Annotated in this window: 15 protein-coding genes; 9 read left to right on the forward strand and 6 right to left on the reverse strand. The window is 60.4% G+C overall.

The window, feature by feature from the left end; genetic code table 11:
• Window positions 1-21 precede the first annotated feature (21 nt).
• The 3 genes from JK208_RS03630 to JK208_RS03640 are packed head-to-tail and all read right to left on the reverse strand — an operon-like array spanning window position 22 to window position 2972.
• Window positions 22-507, reverse strand: coding sequence for a CinA family protein (locus JK208_RS03630; protein WP_211574399.1), 486 nt, complete (start codon window positions 505-507; stop codon window positions 22-24).
• Entirely contained in the window at window positions 497-2386 is a 1890-nt protein-coding gene (locus JK208_RS03635) for a lytic transglycosylase domain-containing protein (protein WP_211574400.1), read from the reverse strand. Before JK208_RS03635 ends, JK208_RS03630 begins: the two co-directional genes overlap by 11 nt.
• A complete protein-coding gene (locus JK208_RS03640; RefSeq protein WP_099286714.1) occupies window positions 2370-2972 on the reverse strand; it encodes a YjbE family putative metal transport protein in 603 nt (200 codons plus the stop codon). Before JK208_RS03640 ends, JK208_RS03635 begins: the two co-directional genes overlap by 17 nt.
• Window positions 2973-3063: 91 nt before the next feature.
• On the opposite strand from JK208_RS03640, the gene purB reads away from it, so the two are divergent.
• From purB to JK208_RS03685, 9 genes are all read left to right on the forward strand, one after another.
• A complete protein-coding gene (gene purB, locus JK208_RS03645) occupies window positions 3064-4395 on the forward strand; it encodes an adenylosuccinate lyase (protein WP_211574401.1) in 1332 nt (443 codons plus the stop codon).
• 145 nt (window positions 4396-4540) lie between these two features.
• Window positions 4541-5305 carry a phosphoribosylaminoimidazolesuccinocarboxamide synthase gene (gene purC / locus JK208_RS03650; RefSeq protein WP_194263023.1) on the forward strand — a complete coding sequence of 255 codons (765 nt, stop codon included), beginning with the start codon at window positions 4541-4543 and terminating at the stop codon, window positions 5303-5305.
• Window positions 5302-5544 carry a phosphoribosylformylglycinamidine synthase subunit PurS gene (gene purS / locus JK208_RS03655; protein ID WP_099286711.1) on the forward strand — a complete coding sequence of 81 codons (243 nt, stop codon included), beginning with the start codon at window positions 5302-5304 and terminating at the stop codon, window positions 5542-5544. The genes purC and purS overlap by 4 nt, the downstream gene beginning before the upstream one ends.
• The gene (locus tag JK208_RS03660) at window positions 5541-5945 is read left to right on the forward strand and encodes a Rap1a/Tai family immunity protein (RefSeq protein WP_211574402.1); all 405 of its coding nucleotides are present in this window, start codon (window positions 5541-5543) and stop codon (window positions 5943-5945) included. Before purS ends, JK208_RS03660 begins: the two co-directional genes overlap by 4 nt.
• Window positions 5942-6643 carry a phosphoribosylformylglycinamidine synthase subunit PurQ gene (gene purQ, locus JK208_RS03665; protein WP_211574403.1) on the forward strand — a complete coding sequence of 234 codons (702 nt, stop codon included), beginning with the start codon at window positions 5942-5944 and terminating at the stop codon, window positions 6641-6643. Before JK208_RS03660 ends, purQ begins: the two co-directional genes overlap by 4 nt.
• Window positions 6640-8844 (forward strand): phosphoribosylformylglycinamidine synthase subunit PurL, encoded by a 2205-nt coding sequence (gene purL, locus JK208_RS03670; protein ID WP_211574404.1) that lies wholly within the window; start codon window positions 6640-6642, stop codon window positions 8842-8844. Before purQ ends, purL begins: the two co-directional genes overlap by 4 nt.
• A 5-nt stretch (window positions 8845-8849) precedes the next feature.
• Window positions 8850-9080 carry a BolA/IbaG family iron-sulfur metabolism protein gene (locus JK208_RS03675; RefSeq protein ID WP_194263019.1) on the forward strand — a complete coding sequence of 77 codons (231 nt, stop codon included), beginning with the start codon at window positions 8850-8852 and terminating at the stop codon, window positions 9078-9080.
• Between the two features lie 87 nt (window positions 9081-9167).
• Window positions 9168-9503 (forward strand): Grx4 family monothiol glutaredoxin, encoded by a 336-nt coding sequence (gene grxD / locus JK208_RS03680; RefSeq protein WP_099286707.1) that lies wholly within the window; start codon window positions 9168-9170, stop codon window positions 9501-9503.
• 206 nt (window positions 9504-9709) lie between these two features.
• Window positions 9710-10036: a hypothetical protein gene (locus JK208_RS03685; protein WP_211574405.1), complete on the forward strand. Its 327-nt coding sequence runs from the start codon at window positions 9710-9712 to the stop codon at window positions 10034-10036.
• Window positions 10037-10040: 4 nt separating this feature from the next.
• Here the strand turns inward: JK208_RS03685 and JK208_RS03690 are convergent, their stop codons facing one another.
• The 3 genes from JK208_RS03690 to JK208_RS03700 are packed head-to-tail and all read right to left on the reverse strand — an operon-like array spanning window position 10041 to window position 12866.
• Window positions 10041-10412, reverse strand: a complete 372-nt coding sequence (locus tag JK208_RS03690) for a YraN family protein (protein WP_349291962.1) — start codon at window positions 10410-10412, stop codon at window positions 10041-10043.
• Window positions 10409-11419, reverse strand: a complete 1011-nt coding sequence (gene hemB / locus JK208_RS03695; RefSeq protein ID WP_211574406.1) for a porphobilinogen synthase — start codon at window positions 11417-11419, stop codon at window positions 10409-10411. The genes JK208_RS03690 and hemB overlap by 4 nt, the downstream gene beginning before the upstream one ends.
• A 10-nt stretch (window positions 11420-11429) precedes the next feature.
• Complete coding sequence (locus JK208_RS03700) at window positions 11430-12866, reverse strand: amino acid permease (protein ID WP_211574407.1); 1437 nt, start codon at window positions 12864-12866, stop codon at window positions 11430-11432.
• Between the last annotated feature and the right edge of the window lie 69 nt (window positions 12867-12935).

Raw genomic sequence — 12935 nt, forward strand, 5'->3', positions numbered from 1 at the left:
TTCGGAGCCGCCTTTTTTACGTCAGGCGTTCAGAACCATCTGAAGCGCTTGCTGCACAGCCTGAAAGCGAATGCTGCTGCGATCTCCGGCAAAGTGACACTGAACGACCGAAGGCAAGCCGGTGCGAACAGCCAGTCCGAAACAGACAGTCCCGACCGGTTTGGCAACGCTACCACCGCCTGGGCCTGCGATGCCTGTCACAGAGACGGCAATATCAGCATCCACGGCGTTCAAAAGGCCGCCTTCCGCCATGGCCTGAGCCGTCTGGAGGCTGACGGCTCCGTATTGTGCGAGAACCGTTTCTGGCACGCTCACGGCGCTCATTTTCAGAGCATTGGAATAAGTGATGAAGCCGCCTTCCAAAACGTCCGACGAACCGGGAATATCACTGAGAGCCGCACCGATCAGGCCGCCTGTGCAGCTTTCCACTGTCACCAGTCTGCGGCCGGACTGACGCAGATGTTCCAGAACCTGCCCGGCAATGGCTGCAATGTCGTTATCCGGCATGAAGATTCCTGACGCGATACACCATCATTCCTGCTTCAATATTCTCGATATAAAGGCGGGTTTCCCGGTAGGGTAGGCGTTCGATCCAGTCCAGAACGCCCTCTTCAGACAATGGTTCGGAAGGTGGGTTTGCTTTGAGCCAGAGGTCTACCCGATGCGGGCCAGCATTATAGGCAGCCAGCGCGTAGGGAATTACATTCCCGAAGCGTTCGAGAAGCTGCGAGACATAGGCGTTGCCGATTTTCAGGTTTATCTGCGGATCGGTCAGAGACGCGGGAGAGACATTGATCGGCCCCAGATGCCCTTTGCGCACCACGTCTCTGGCTGCGGCGGGCAGGAGTTGCAGCAGGCCCACAGCCTTTGCGCCGCTTAGGGCGTTCGGATCGAAACCACTTTCCTGCCGGATGATGGCGGGAAGCAAGCCGTCCGGAACAGTTGATGCGGCTGGGTAGGGGTCGGGGAAGCCCTGCGGGTAAAGGGCAATACCCTTGCGGGCCAAGGCATAGGAGGCAAAGACTTCCGGCGCAGGTAACCCAAGGCGGGACGCAGCATCGGCAACGGCTTTCTGACCTTCCGGAGACGGATTGACGGCTTCCAGCATCATGAGGAAATCCCGTGCATGATCAGGATCACCTGCCTGTACGAGATCCGTGGCGGCTTCGAGCAGATCAGGTCGGCTGAGCGTTCCTGCGGGCGGAGTGGGCAGAGACTGAAGGGCCTGTAACAGGGCGTCGTCAAAGGCCGATGACGACTGACCTGAGACCAGAATGGCGTTGTTCTGCGTCAGGGATGCCAGAGCGAGCTGACCCGGAAACGTCGTGGGGAAGGTCGCGGCTTTCTGAAAGGCGGCTTCAGCATCCTGATGCTTTTCAGCCGCCTGAAGAGCACGGCCTGTCCAGTAATAGCCGCGCGCCTGCATCTGAAGCGAGGTTGCGCTCTGAAGAAGGGCAAAGAACTGTTCCGCGCGCGCAGGGTCATGAAGCTCTCTAAGCACAATGAAGCCGCTGAGAAGAGCCGCTTCCTGACGGTCTGTGGTGTCCGCAGGCAGGGTGGTGTCATCTGCGAGATCGGCTGCCTCTTTGGGACGACCGGCCAGAAGCAGGGCGCGGGCGAGGCTGATGCGTTCGGAAGACCAGTCATGGGATGGGTGCGCCTGCTGGAGCATCGCGCCCTGCGCGTTCCAGAGAGACAGCGCTTCATCCAGCCGATCCCCGCGACGCAGCGCACGCAGGCGATAGCGGATCAGGGTCGGGTCGGATTGTAGGTCCGATGGCAGGGAGGCGAAAAGGGAATCGGCATCGGGAGACGCCAGACGCTCGGCCAGTCTGGCGCGGGCAAGAGGTTGCTGTTTGGCGGAAAGGCGCTCGATCTGCCTAGACGCCGCCGAAAACTGCCCCCGTAGTTCGAGCGCTTCATAGCGGCTCCACTGATCGGCGGGCGTGAAAGCCTGACCAAACCGCGTGAGCAGGGTCTGCTCTTCGGCAGTCGTCAGGGCATTTCCCGACAGCCAGAGACGGCGCGCTGTGGAGGCCGGGTCCGGGAGATGGTCTGCACACGCTGTAAACGCGGCTGGCACTGTCAGCGGATAAAGCGGGCAGAGGGCGTTCAGAGCCTGCGGGTCGGATGTCTGGGACAGGGCGTTCTGAAAACGCCACAGAATACGCACTCTCTGCGGCCATTGCGGCGTTTGTGCGAGGAAACTTGCGTAACGCTGCGCCGGGAAACTGCTTCCTTCCGGCCCGACGAGGATCAGCCACTCTGCCAGCCGTTCCTGAACAGGCGAGGGGGCGGTCTCTATCGGGGGTGCAGCGAGGGCTGATGACGTGACAAGCAGCGTCATCAGCCCTGCAAAAAGAGTTTTGTCAGCTCGGAAGAACATGCGTCCAGACCTCCCCGCCGCCGCGGATGATGAGTTCGATTGCAACACCCAGAACCACCAGCAGACCGATCCATGCAATCCAGCGATATCTGGCCAGAAGATTGGCGACGACCGATGCAGCAAGCCCCATCAGCAGCACCGACAGCACGAGCCCCGCAACCAGAATCCACGGATGACCGACAGCCGCTCCGGCAACCGCCAGCACGTTGTCCAGACTCATGGACAGATCGGCCACGACAATTTTAAGCACGGCAGGGCCGAGCCGGGGCGGGGCGGCTTCGACGTCTTCATGATGTTCGCCGCCTCGAAGCTCACGATACATCTTCCAGCAGACCCACAGAAGCAGAAACCCACCCGCCAGCGTCAGACCGACTACGGCGAGCAGCGTGGTCGCCAGCAGGGCCAGCCCTACGCGTAGAATGGCGGCGAACCCCGTTCCGAACAGAATGGCGAGCCGACGCTGCCGCCCTTCCAGATTGCGCACGGCCATCCCGATGACGACCGCATTGTCACCGGCAAGGGTGATGTCGATCAGGGTGATCTGGCCGAGGGCGATGAGGGCGTGAAGCAGAGAGTCAGGGGCCAAGGTGTCATTCTTCCGAAAAGGGGTCCGTGCAATGTCTTCGTATTTGGTCTAAGGAGCCTCCGTAAAGCCCCACCTCGCATCCGGAGTTCCCATGGTACCCCGTTACAGCCGTCCGCAGATGACTGCCATCTGGTCTCCCGCCAACCGTTTTCGCATCTGGTTCGAGATCGAAGCCCTTGCCTGCGAAGCCATGGCACAACGGGGTGACATTCCCGCCGAATCAGCAAAGACCATCCGTGAAAAGGGTGACGTCGCCATGGCGGCGTTCTCCGACGCGGATCTGGCCCGCATCGACGAGATCGAAGCCGAAACGCGCCATGACGTCATCGCGTTCCTGACCTGGCTTGCGGAAAAGGTCGGTCCGGACAGCCGTTTCGTGCATCTGGGCATGACGTCTTCGGATGTGCTGGACACCTGCTTGTCCGTGCAGATGACGCAGGCTGCCGATCTGCTGCTGGAAGATCTGGACCGCGTTCTGGCCGCACTCAAAGAGCGCGCCTACGAGCATCGCAACACGGTGACGATCGGCCGCAGCCATGCGATCCACGCCGAGCCGACCAGCTTTGGCCTGAAGATTGCCGGTCACTACGCCGAGTTCGCCCGGAACCGCGAGCGTCTTGTGCAGGCCCGCAAGGAAATTGCGGTCTGCGCGATTTCCGGCGCTGTCGGAACCTACGCCCATATCGACCCGGAAATCGAGGAATACGTCGCCGACAAGCTGGGGCTGGCCGTCGAGAGCGTGTCGACGCAGGTCATTCCGCGTGACCGCCATGCTGCCTTCTTCTGCGCGCTCGGCGTGATCGCTAGCGGCATCGAGCGTCTGGCGATCGAAGTCCGTCATCTTCAGCGTTCGGAAGTCCGGGAAGCGGAAGAATTCTTCCACAAGGGGCAGAAGGGCAGTTCGGCCATGCCGCACAAGCGCAACCCTGTCCTGTCGGAAAACCTGACCGGTCTGGCGCGCCTGATCCGCTCGCATGTCGTCCCCGCGCTAGAAAACGTCGCACTGTGGCATGAGCGGGACATCAGCCACTCCGCCGTCGAGCGCAACATCTGCCCTGATGCCACGATCGGGCTGGATTTTGCACTGATGCGTCTGGCCGGGATGATGGAAAAGCTGGTCGTCTATCCCGAGCAGATGATCGCGAACATGGAAAGCCTCGGCGGCGTCGTACATTCCGGCGAAGTCTTGCTGACGCTGGCGCGCGCCGGAATTTCCCGCGAGGACGCCTATCGGATCGTGCAGCGTAACGCCATGGAAACATGGACCAAGCTGAACAAGCCGGGCTTCAAGACGTTCCGTGAAAACCTTGAAGCCGACCCGGAAGTGGCCGGTCGTGTCAGCAAGGACATTCTCGATCAGGCGTTCGACCCGGCACAGCATCTGCGCGCCGTGGACCGCATCTTCGCCCGTATCTTTAACTGAGAAGGGTGCGGGACGCAGACCTCCTGCGATTTCCTGCGTTCCGCACACTCGCAGTTCCGGTTCCGCAATGCTATGGAACCACAATTCGTCGCTGCTCCAGCCGTCCGCATTTTCTGTCAGGACGGCGCAACGCTAAGGATTGCTCATGGCTCGCCGCCGCCAGCTCTATGAGGGCAAAGCCAAGGTTCTTTTTGAAGGCCCAGAACCCGGCACACTCGTTCAGTACTTCAAGGATGACGCCACCGCCGGAAACGGCGCGAAGAGCGGCATCATCACCGGGAAGGGTGTCCTGAACAACCGCATCAGCGAATACCTGATGCTCAAGCTTCACGAGATCAACATCCCGACCCACTTCATCCGCCGGCTGAACATGCGCGAGCAGCTCATCCGCGAAGTGGAGATCATCCCGCTTGAAGTTGTGATACGCAATGTGGCGGCGGGCTCGCTGGCCAAGCGGCTTGGCATCCCCGAGGGGACGCGCCTGCCGCGCACGATCATCGAATATTACTACAAGAACGACGCGCTCAACGACCCGATGGTGTCGGAAGAGCATATCGCAGCGTTCAACTGGGCCGCGCCGCAGGACATGGATGACATGAACCAGCTTGCGCTCAGGACAAATGATTTCCTGATGGGCATGTTCACAGCTGTCGGCATTACGCTTGTCGATTTCAAGCTGGAATTCGGACGGATCTGGGAAGGCGAGGAGATGCGTATCCTTCTGGCCGACGAAATCTCGCCGGATAACTGCCGTCTGTGGGATTCCAAGACGAACGAGAAGTTGGACAAGGATCGTTTCCGCCGCGACATGGGTCGCGTCGAGGAAGCGTATCAGGAAGTGGCAAAGCGTCTCGGGATTCTGCCCGAGTCCGGGAATGGTGACCTCAAGGGTCCGGAGGCAGTTCAGTGAAAATTCGTGTTTTTGTTTCCCTGAAAGACGGCGTTCTCGATCCGCAGGGCAAGGCCGTGGGCCATGCTCTCGAAACCCTAGGCTTCAAGGGTCTGGGCGAAGTCCGCATCAATCGCGTCGTTGAACTCGATGTTCCGGCCGACAATGCCGCCGACGCACTCGCACAGGGCGAGGCCATGGCGCGCGCGCTTCTGGCCAATGAGGTCATTGAGGATTTCAGCGTTGAGGTGGCCGGATGACTCGTCTTTCCACGATCTTCCTGCTGGCTGGTCTCGCGGCGGCTCCGGCTCTTGTTTCGGCCCCGGCTCACGCACAGCGCGTGTCCAAGGTTTCGGGCAAGGCTCTGGGCCAGATGTGCTCCAGCAAGTCCTCCATCGGGATGTGCGACGCCTATCTGTCCGGCCTGATGGACGGTGAGGCCTGGGCTAAGAAGTACGACACCTTCGCCCATGATGAATCTGCTCCGGTTGCATTCTGCGTTCCAGCCCAGCAGACAGCCCCGCAGGTCCGCGGCCTGGTCGTCGCGTGGCTGCATGCCCATAACGATGCGCTGACGGAGCCTGCAGGCAAAGCTGTCTATCGCGCGCTGCATGACACTTATCCGTGCCATGCGTCCGCTCCGGCGGAGGGCCAGAAATGAAGGCAGGTATCGTCGTATTTCCCGGCACGAACCGGGAGCGCGACATGGTCCATGCCCTGAAGCTGGTGACGGGGCAGACGCCGCGTCTGATCTGGCACGGGGAAACCTCTCTGGGGGATCTGGACCTCGTGGTGCTTCCGGGCGGTTTCAGCTTCGGGGATTATCTGCGTAGTGGCGCCATGGCCGCGCATTCTCCGATCATGCGTGACGTCAAGGCATTCGCAGGCAAGGGCGGTCATGTTCTGGGTGTCTGCAATGGCTTCCAAATCCTGACGGAATCCCATCTGCTGCCGGGCGCGCTGCTTCGCAACGCCGGGCTGCGCTTCCTGTCGCAGGACTGCCACCTGAAGGTTGAAAACGCTTCGTCGCCCTATACGCAGGGCTGGACGCGCGGCGACGTGTTCCGCGCGCCGCTTGCCCATGGTGACGGCAATTACACGGCCTCTCCCGAGACGCTGAAGCGTCTTGAAGGTGAAGGCCGCGTGGCGTTCCGCTATTGCGGTGCGGATGGTGTGGTTTCAGACGATAATCACACCACCAACCCTAACGGGAGCACGCGCTCCATCGCCGGGATTCTGAGCGAAAACGGCCGTGTCTGTGGCCTGATGCCGCACCCGGAGAACCTGACTGACCCCGAAATCGGCGCAACCGACGGCGTGCCGCTTTTCAAAGGCCTTGTGGAGGCTCTTGTCGGATGAGTGTGACGATTGATGCCCAGCTTGCCCAGTCTTTCGGACTGACGGGCGAGGAATACGACAAGCTTGTCACGATCATGGGACGGACACCGAGCTTTACGGAGCTTGGAATTTTCTCCGTCATGTGGTCCGAGCACTGCTCCTACAAATCGTCCCGCATTCATCTCAAGACGCTGCCGACCAAGGCACCGTGGGTCATCCATGGGCCGGGCGAGAACGCAGGCGTCGTGGATATCGGCGAAGGTCTGGCTGCCGTCTTCAAGATGGAAAGCCACAACCATCCGTCCTTCATCGAGCCCTATCAGGGCGCGGCGACAGGCGTCGGCGGCATTCTGCGTGACGTGTTCACGATGGGCGCACGTCCGGTTGCGAACCTCAACGCCCTGCGTTTCGGTGATCCGAAACATGCAGGAACGCGTCGCATCGTCGATGGCGTCGTCCGCGGCGTTGGCGGTTATGGCAACTGCGTCGGTGTTCCGACCGTGGGTGGCGAGGTCAACTTCCACAAGGCGTATGACGGCAATCCGCTCGTCAATGCCATGACGGTCGGCGTAGCCAAGCAGGACAAGATCTTCCTGTCGGCTGCGGCCGGCGTGGGCAATCCTGTTGTCTATGTCGGTTCCAAGACGGGACGTGACGGCATTCATGGCGCGACCATGTCTTCAGCCGAGTTCGACGAGGAAGCGGCGTCCAAGCGTCCGACCGTTCAGGTTGGCGATCCGTTCATCGAGAAGCTGCTGATCGAGGCCTGCCTCGAACTGATGGCGACCGATGCGATCGTTGCCATTCAGGACATGGGCGCGGCCGGTCTGACGTCTTCCGCCGTTGAAATGGCAGGCAAGGGCGGCGTTGGCATCGAGCTGAATCTTGATGCCGTGCCGCAGCGCGAGCCGAACATGTCGGCTTACGAGATGATGCTGTCCGAGAGCCAAGAGCGGATGCTCATGGTCCTCAAGCCCGAACGGACCGAAGTTGCCCGTGCGATCTTCGCAAAGTGGGAACTGGATTTCGCGATCATCGGCGTACTGACCAATACGGGCCGCATCACGATCCGTCATCATGGCGAAATCGAAGCCGATATTCCGCTGGCTCCGCTGGCGGATGAAGCCCCGCTCTATAACCGTCCGACCGTGCCCCTCACGGCGCCTGCACGCATCGAAACGCCTGCTGACCCGGAAGGGATTGAAAAGGCGCTTCTGACGCTGATCGGCTGCCCGGATCTGGCATCCCGCGCGTGGGTCTGGAACCAGTATGACGGTTCGGTCGGTGGCAACACGGCGCGTCGTCCGGGTGCGGCCGATGCGGCAGTCGTGCGCGTTGACGACACGCGTCTGGGTCTTGCCCTGACGACAGACTGTACGCCGCGTTACTGTCAGGCCGATCCGAAGACTGGCGGTGCGCAGGCCGTGGCCGAAGCCTGGCGGAATCTGACAGCAACGGGTGCCACACCGCTGGCCGTGACGGACAACCTGAACTTCGGCAATCCGGAACGGCCGGAAATCATGGCGCAGTTCGCCGATGCCATCAAAGGCATGGGCGATGCCTGTCGCGCGCTCGACTTCCCGGTCGTAAGCGGCAACGTCTCGCTTTATAACGAGACTCGCTCGCCGTCCGGTGAAGCTCAGGCAATTCTGCCGACGCCCGCGATCGGTGCGCTTGGCGTACTTGCGGATGCGTCCAAGTCCATCGGGCTTGCGATGCCGGATGCCCATGATCTGGTGCTGGTCGGCTCTATCCGGGGCGAACTTGGACAGTCCTTGTGGCTCCGCGAAATCTGCCAGCGTGAAGACGGAGCGCCGCCGGCGGTCGATCTTGCCGTCGAACGTCGTAACGGAGACTTCGTACGCAGCCAGATTACAGCGGGTGCGGTTGCGGCCTGTCATGACATCGCCGATGGCGGTCTGCTGGTGACAGTCGCGGAAATGGTCATGGCAAGCGGCGTCGGCTGTACGCTTGAAGCCGCTCCGCCTGATATTGCCGCGCATGCCTTCTGGTTCGGTGAGGATCAGGGCTGCTACGTCATTGCAACGTCCGATGGCGCAGCCCTTGTCGAAGCAGCAGGGAAGGCCAATGTCCCGGCGATCCGTCTGGGACGTTCGGGCGGCAGTGATCTGGTTCTTCCGGGAACCGTCAGCGTCAGCGCGGAGCGTCTCAGCGAGATCAATGCCGCGTTCTTCCCGCGGTTCATGGGTGAGGGAGCCTGATTTTTATGCCAATGGCAGCTTCTGAAATCGAACGCACGATTCTCGCCGCCATCCCTGATGCCCAGATCGAGATCGAAGATCTCGCCGGGGACGGGGATCATTACGCCTGTCAGGTTACAAGCGAAGCCTTCCGCGGGCTTTCGCGTGTACGCCAGCACAAACTGGTTTATGATGCGTTCGGAACCCGCATGGGCACTGAACTGCATGCGATGGCCCTCAAGACGCTCACCCCTTAAGAGCCGGGGCTGACGTCTTTTTTTCCAGACGAGCACTGACAGCAGGAGCGGACGTTCTGTCCGCCCTGCCGAACCAAGGAAAATCCAATGTCCGAAACCGTGTTCCAGCATATCCAGACCCTGATCGACGCCAATCCGGTCATGCTGTTCATGAAGGGTGACAAGCTCTTCCCGCAGTGCGGCTTCTCCGCGCGCGTGGTCCAGATCCTCAACCATCTTGGCGTTCCGTTTGCCACCTGCAATATCCTTGAGAGCGCTGAGCTGCGTCAGGGCATCAAGGACTTCTCGCAGTGGCCGACCGTGCCGCAGCTTTACATCAAGGGCGAGTTCGTGGGCGGCTGCGATATCGTGACCGATATGTATCAGAGCGGCGAGCTTGAGACTCTGCTGACCGAAAAAGGCATCACGACAGCCAACGCCTGACCGGCACGCGCCTGATTCGGGCGCGATTGTGACGAAAAGTGCTAAATTCAGCACTTTTTAAGCATTGCTCCTGCCACAATTCAGCCATGAAGCGACGAAAAGTGGCAGGACCTTGATTTTTTCGGAAACTTTCCCATCAGGGGTTGCCGGACCCCGAGTTCAGCGCATAGGCTGTTTCCATCAGAACGGGATGGGACACAACGTCAATGGCGCGCAACTGGGTCGGCAGAATTGCTCTGGGTATCATGGGTGTTGGTATCTGCATGGGGGCAGGCAAGGCCTATGCCCGTCCGGCCATCACCGATTACGAAGCCAGCAAGCTGACCTTTGACGCATTGACTGCAACGCCGGTCTATCACCGTGCCGTTTTCCATCATGCACTTGCGCGTCGCGCAACGTCGCATAACACAGCCGTTGCCTGGAGCAGCTCACACGCTGTCATCCGCAACGTTGCTTACCGCCCGCATGCAATCGCTCATGCCCATATTGCGGTTGCATCCGCTCATCACCACGCCCGCGTCCGTCGCACCTGATTTTTCAGAACTGGCGCAGCGCATCCTGAATGCGCCGCGCCTGACCTGACAGGTCCACGACGATCAGATCAAACCGTGTGTTAGGCCGCTGCCACTCCGGTTTCGTCAGCAGGATATACTCGAAGGCTTCCATCAGCCTTTGGGACTGTCTGACTGTCAGGCATGACGCACTTTCCCACAGGCTGCGTCTCTGCTTGACTTCAACAGCAATCAGCCATTCCGAATCTGCTGCCAGAAGATCGATTTCGCCGTAAGGCGTCCGCAATCTGTGCGCCATAATTGTCAGCCCGCGCTCTTCAAGGAGGCGGGCTGCAATGTTTTCGGCGTTCAGCCCCGTATAATAGGACTGAACACCTCGGGTCTGTGGGCTTTTCAGTGTTCGTCCCGCAGAAGACGGGCGGCATCCAGAGCAAAATAGGTGAGAATGCCATTACAGCCGGCACGCTTGAAGGCGATCAGGCTTTCCATGATCGTACGATCGCGGTCGAGCCAGCCGTTCTGGATGGCCCCCATAAGCATCGCGTATTCCCCGGACACCTGATAGGCGAAAGTCGGAACTTCGAAGCGTTCGCGGACGCGGCGAATGATGTCGAGATACGGCATGCCCGGCTTGACCATGATCATGTCCGCACCCTCGCGCAGATCCTGTTCGACTTCACGCATGGCTTCGTCGGAATTGGCCGGGTCCATCTGGTAGGTCTTCTTGTCCCCGTGCAGCAGGCTGCCCGACCCCAGAGCGTCACGGAACGGGCCGTAGAAAACGGAGGCATATTTCGCCGTGTAGGCCATGATACGCGTCGTATCGTAGCCATTGCCGTCGAGCGTTTCGCGAATGGCTTTCACGCGGCCATCCATCATGTCGGATGGGGCGATGATGTCGTTACCTGCACGGGCCTGATTGAGGGCCTGCTGGCGGAGAATTTCCACGGAGGCGTCGTTCAGGATCCGGCCATTCTCGATCACGCCGTCATGGCCATGATCGGTGTACGGGTCCAGCGCTACGTCGCCGATGATGCCCAGATCGGGGAAGGCGTCCTTGATGGTGCGCGAGGCGCGACACATCAGGTTGTTCGGATTCAGGGCCTCTGTGCCCGTGGCATCGCGGACGCTCATGGGCGTTACGGGGAAAATGGCGACAGCCGGGATACCGAGATCCACGGCCTGACGGACATGTTCGACGACATTGTCCACGCTGACGCGTTCTGCGCCCGGCATGGAGTCGACCTTCTGGCGCTGGTTTTCACCTTCGCAGACGAAAATCGGCCAGATCAGGTTGTCGACATGCAGGCGATGTTCCTGCACCAGACGACGGGTGAAAGCATCGTGGCGATTACGCCGCGGACGGGAAAGGGGATATGCTGCATTGCTCATACCCCCGATCATGCGCCTAACTTCAGTCCCTGCAAAGTCGACTGTTGCGGATGCCGTAGACGAAATAAATGACAAGCCCAATGATGAGCCAGACGATGAGCCGGATCCATGTCAGGCGATCAAGCGATACCATCACGGCCCCGCAGGACAGAACGCCGAGGACCGGAATGATAGCGCCACCCGGCACGCGGAACTGACGGGGTGCATCCGGCTGGGTTCGGCGCAGGACGGGGACGCTCGCACAGACAATAATGAAGGCAAGAAGCGTTCCGATCGAGGTCATGTTCCCAAGCACGCCAATCGGCACGAGAGCCGCGAGAAGGCTTGTCAGAACCGCGAACAGAAGATGGGACGTCCAAGGCGTGCGGGTGCGGGCGTTCAGCCGTGCGAACAGCGGAGGAAGCAGCCCGTCATGGGACATCACGAGAAAGATCCGTGCCTGTCCCAGAAGCATTCCGAACAGAACCGAGACATAGCCCGACGTAATGCCAAGCTTCACAAGACTTGCGACCCAAGGGAGATGCGCGGTGTCGATGGCGGTCGCCACTGGGCTCGGGTCATTGGCCATGAGGCGATAATTGACCACCCCGGTCAGAACCAGCGAGAAAATGACGTAGACCACGGAACAGACCAGTAGACTTCCGATGATCCCGATTGGGATGTTCCGCGCCGGGTTCCGGCTGTCCTGCGCGGCGGTCGAGACGATATCGAAGCCGAGATAGGCAAAGAAGGCCATCCCGGCCGCGCGCATGACGCCAGAAAACCCGAAAGAGCCGAACGTGCCGGTATTTTCAGGGATGAACGGATGATAGTTCGCCATATGGACATGCGGCGCACAGACCACGATCACGATAGCGACGACCGCCAGCTTGATGACGACGACGGCCGTATTCACCTTCGCGGATTCGCTAACACCGCGCATCAGGAGCGCCGTCACGATCCACAGGGCACAGGCTGCTGGCAGATTGAACCATGCAGTCGTGATGGTGCCGTCTGACAGCGTCACAGGCGTGAGTGGCGGGGCAAGAAGCCTCGGGTCAATGGGAAGCCCCCATCCGCCCAAAAGCGATGCCAGATAGCCGGACCAGCTTGATGCAACGGTCGCGGCTCCCACCGTATATTCGAGCACGAGATCCCAGCCGATCATCCATGCGATCAGCTCTCCCATGGACGCATAGGCGTAAGAATAGGCCGAGCCGCCGGAGGGAATCATCCCGGCCAGTTCGCCGTAACACAAACCTGCAAACCCGCAGGCCACGGCTGCGATAACAAAAGACAGCGTCACGGCTGGACCAGCATTCTGGCCAGCAGCGACACCTGTAAGAGAGAAAAGGCCAGCACCGATCGTCACGCCGATACCGAGGGCGACGAGCTGCCAGGGACCGAGAACACGCCTGAGGCCAGTCTGGCTGTCGGCTGCGGATGATACGGGTTTGGTCCGCCAGAGCGGAGTGGTCATGAAGGATCCTCGTTTGTTAGGCGGATTGTTTTTGCCGAGGCAGGCAATCTGGGCTAGTCACATGCCGAA

This window comes from Gluconobacter sp. Dm-74, from assembly GCF_018256135.1.
GTDB lineage: Bacteria > Pseudomonadota > Alphaproteobacteria > Acetobacterales > Acetobacteraceae > Gluconobacter > Gluconobacter cadivus.

What these genes read in the sequence shown, in the direction of transcription:
- JK208_RS03635 (WP_211574400.1), bottom strand. Translation starts at nt 2,386, where the DNA reads ATGTTCTTCCGAGCTGACAAAACTCTTTTTGCAGGGCTGATGACGCTG.
- purC (WP_194263023.1), top strand. Translation starts at nt 4,541, where the DNA reads ATGGCTCGCCGCCGCCAGCTCTATGAGGGCAAAGCCAAGGTTCTTTTT.
- JK208_RS03660 (WP_211574402.1), top strand. Translation starts at nt 5,541, where the DNA reads ATGACTCGTCTTTCCACGATCTTCCTGCTGGCTGGTCTCGCGGCGGCT.
- grxD (WP_099286707.1), top strand. Translation starts at nt 9,168, where the DNA reads ATGTCCGAAACCGTGTTCCAGCATATCCAGACCCTGATCGACGCCAAT.
- purB (WP_211574401.1), top strand. Translation starts at nt 3,064, where the DNA reads ATGGTACCCCGTTACAGCCGTCCGCAGATGACTGCCATCTGGTCTCCC.
- hemB (WP_211574406.1), bottom strand. Translation starts at nt 11,419, where the DNA reads ATGATCGGGGGTATGAGCAATGCAGCATATCCCCTTTCCCGTCCGCGG.
- purQ (WP_211574403.1), top strand. Translation starts at nt 5,942, where the DNA reads ATGAAGGCAGGTATCGTCGTATTTCCCGGCACGAACCGGGAGCGCGAC.
- JK208_RS03630 (WP_211574399.1), bottom strand. Translation starts at nt 507, where the DNA reads ATGCCGGATAACGACATTGCAGCCATTGCCGGGCAGGTTCTGGAACAT.
- JK208_RS03700 (WP_211574407.1), bottom strand. Translation starts at nt 12,866, where the DNA reads ATGACCACTCCGCTCTGGCGGACCAAACCCGTATCATCCGCAGCCGAC.
- purL (WP_211574404.1), top strand. Translation starts at nt 6,640, where the DNA reads ATGAGTGTGACGATTGATGCCCAGCTTGCCCAGTCTTTCGGACTGACG.
- JK208_RS03685 (WP_211574405.1), top strand. Translation starts at nt 9,710, where the DNA reads ATGGCGCGCAACTGGGTCGGCAGAATTGCTCTGGGTATCATGGGTGTT.
- JK208_RS03675 (WP_194263019.1), top strand. Translation starts at nt 8,850, where the DNA reads ATGCCAATGGCAGCTTCTGAAATCGAACGCACGATTCTCGCCGCCATC.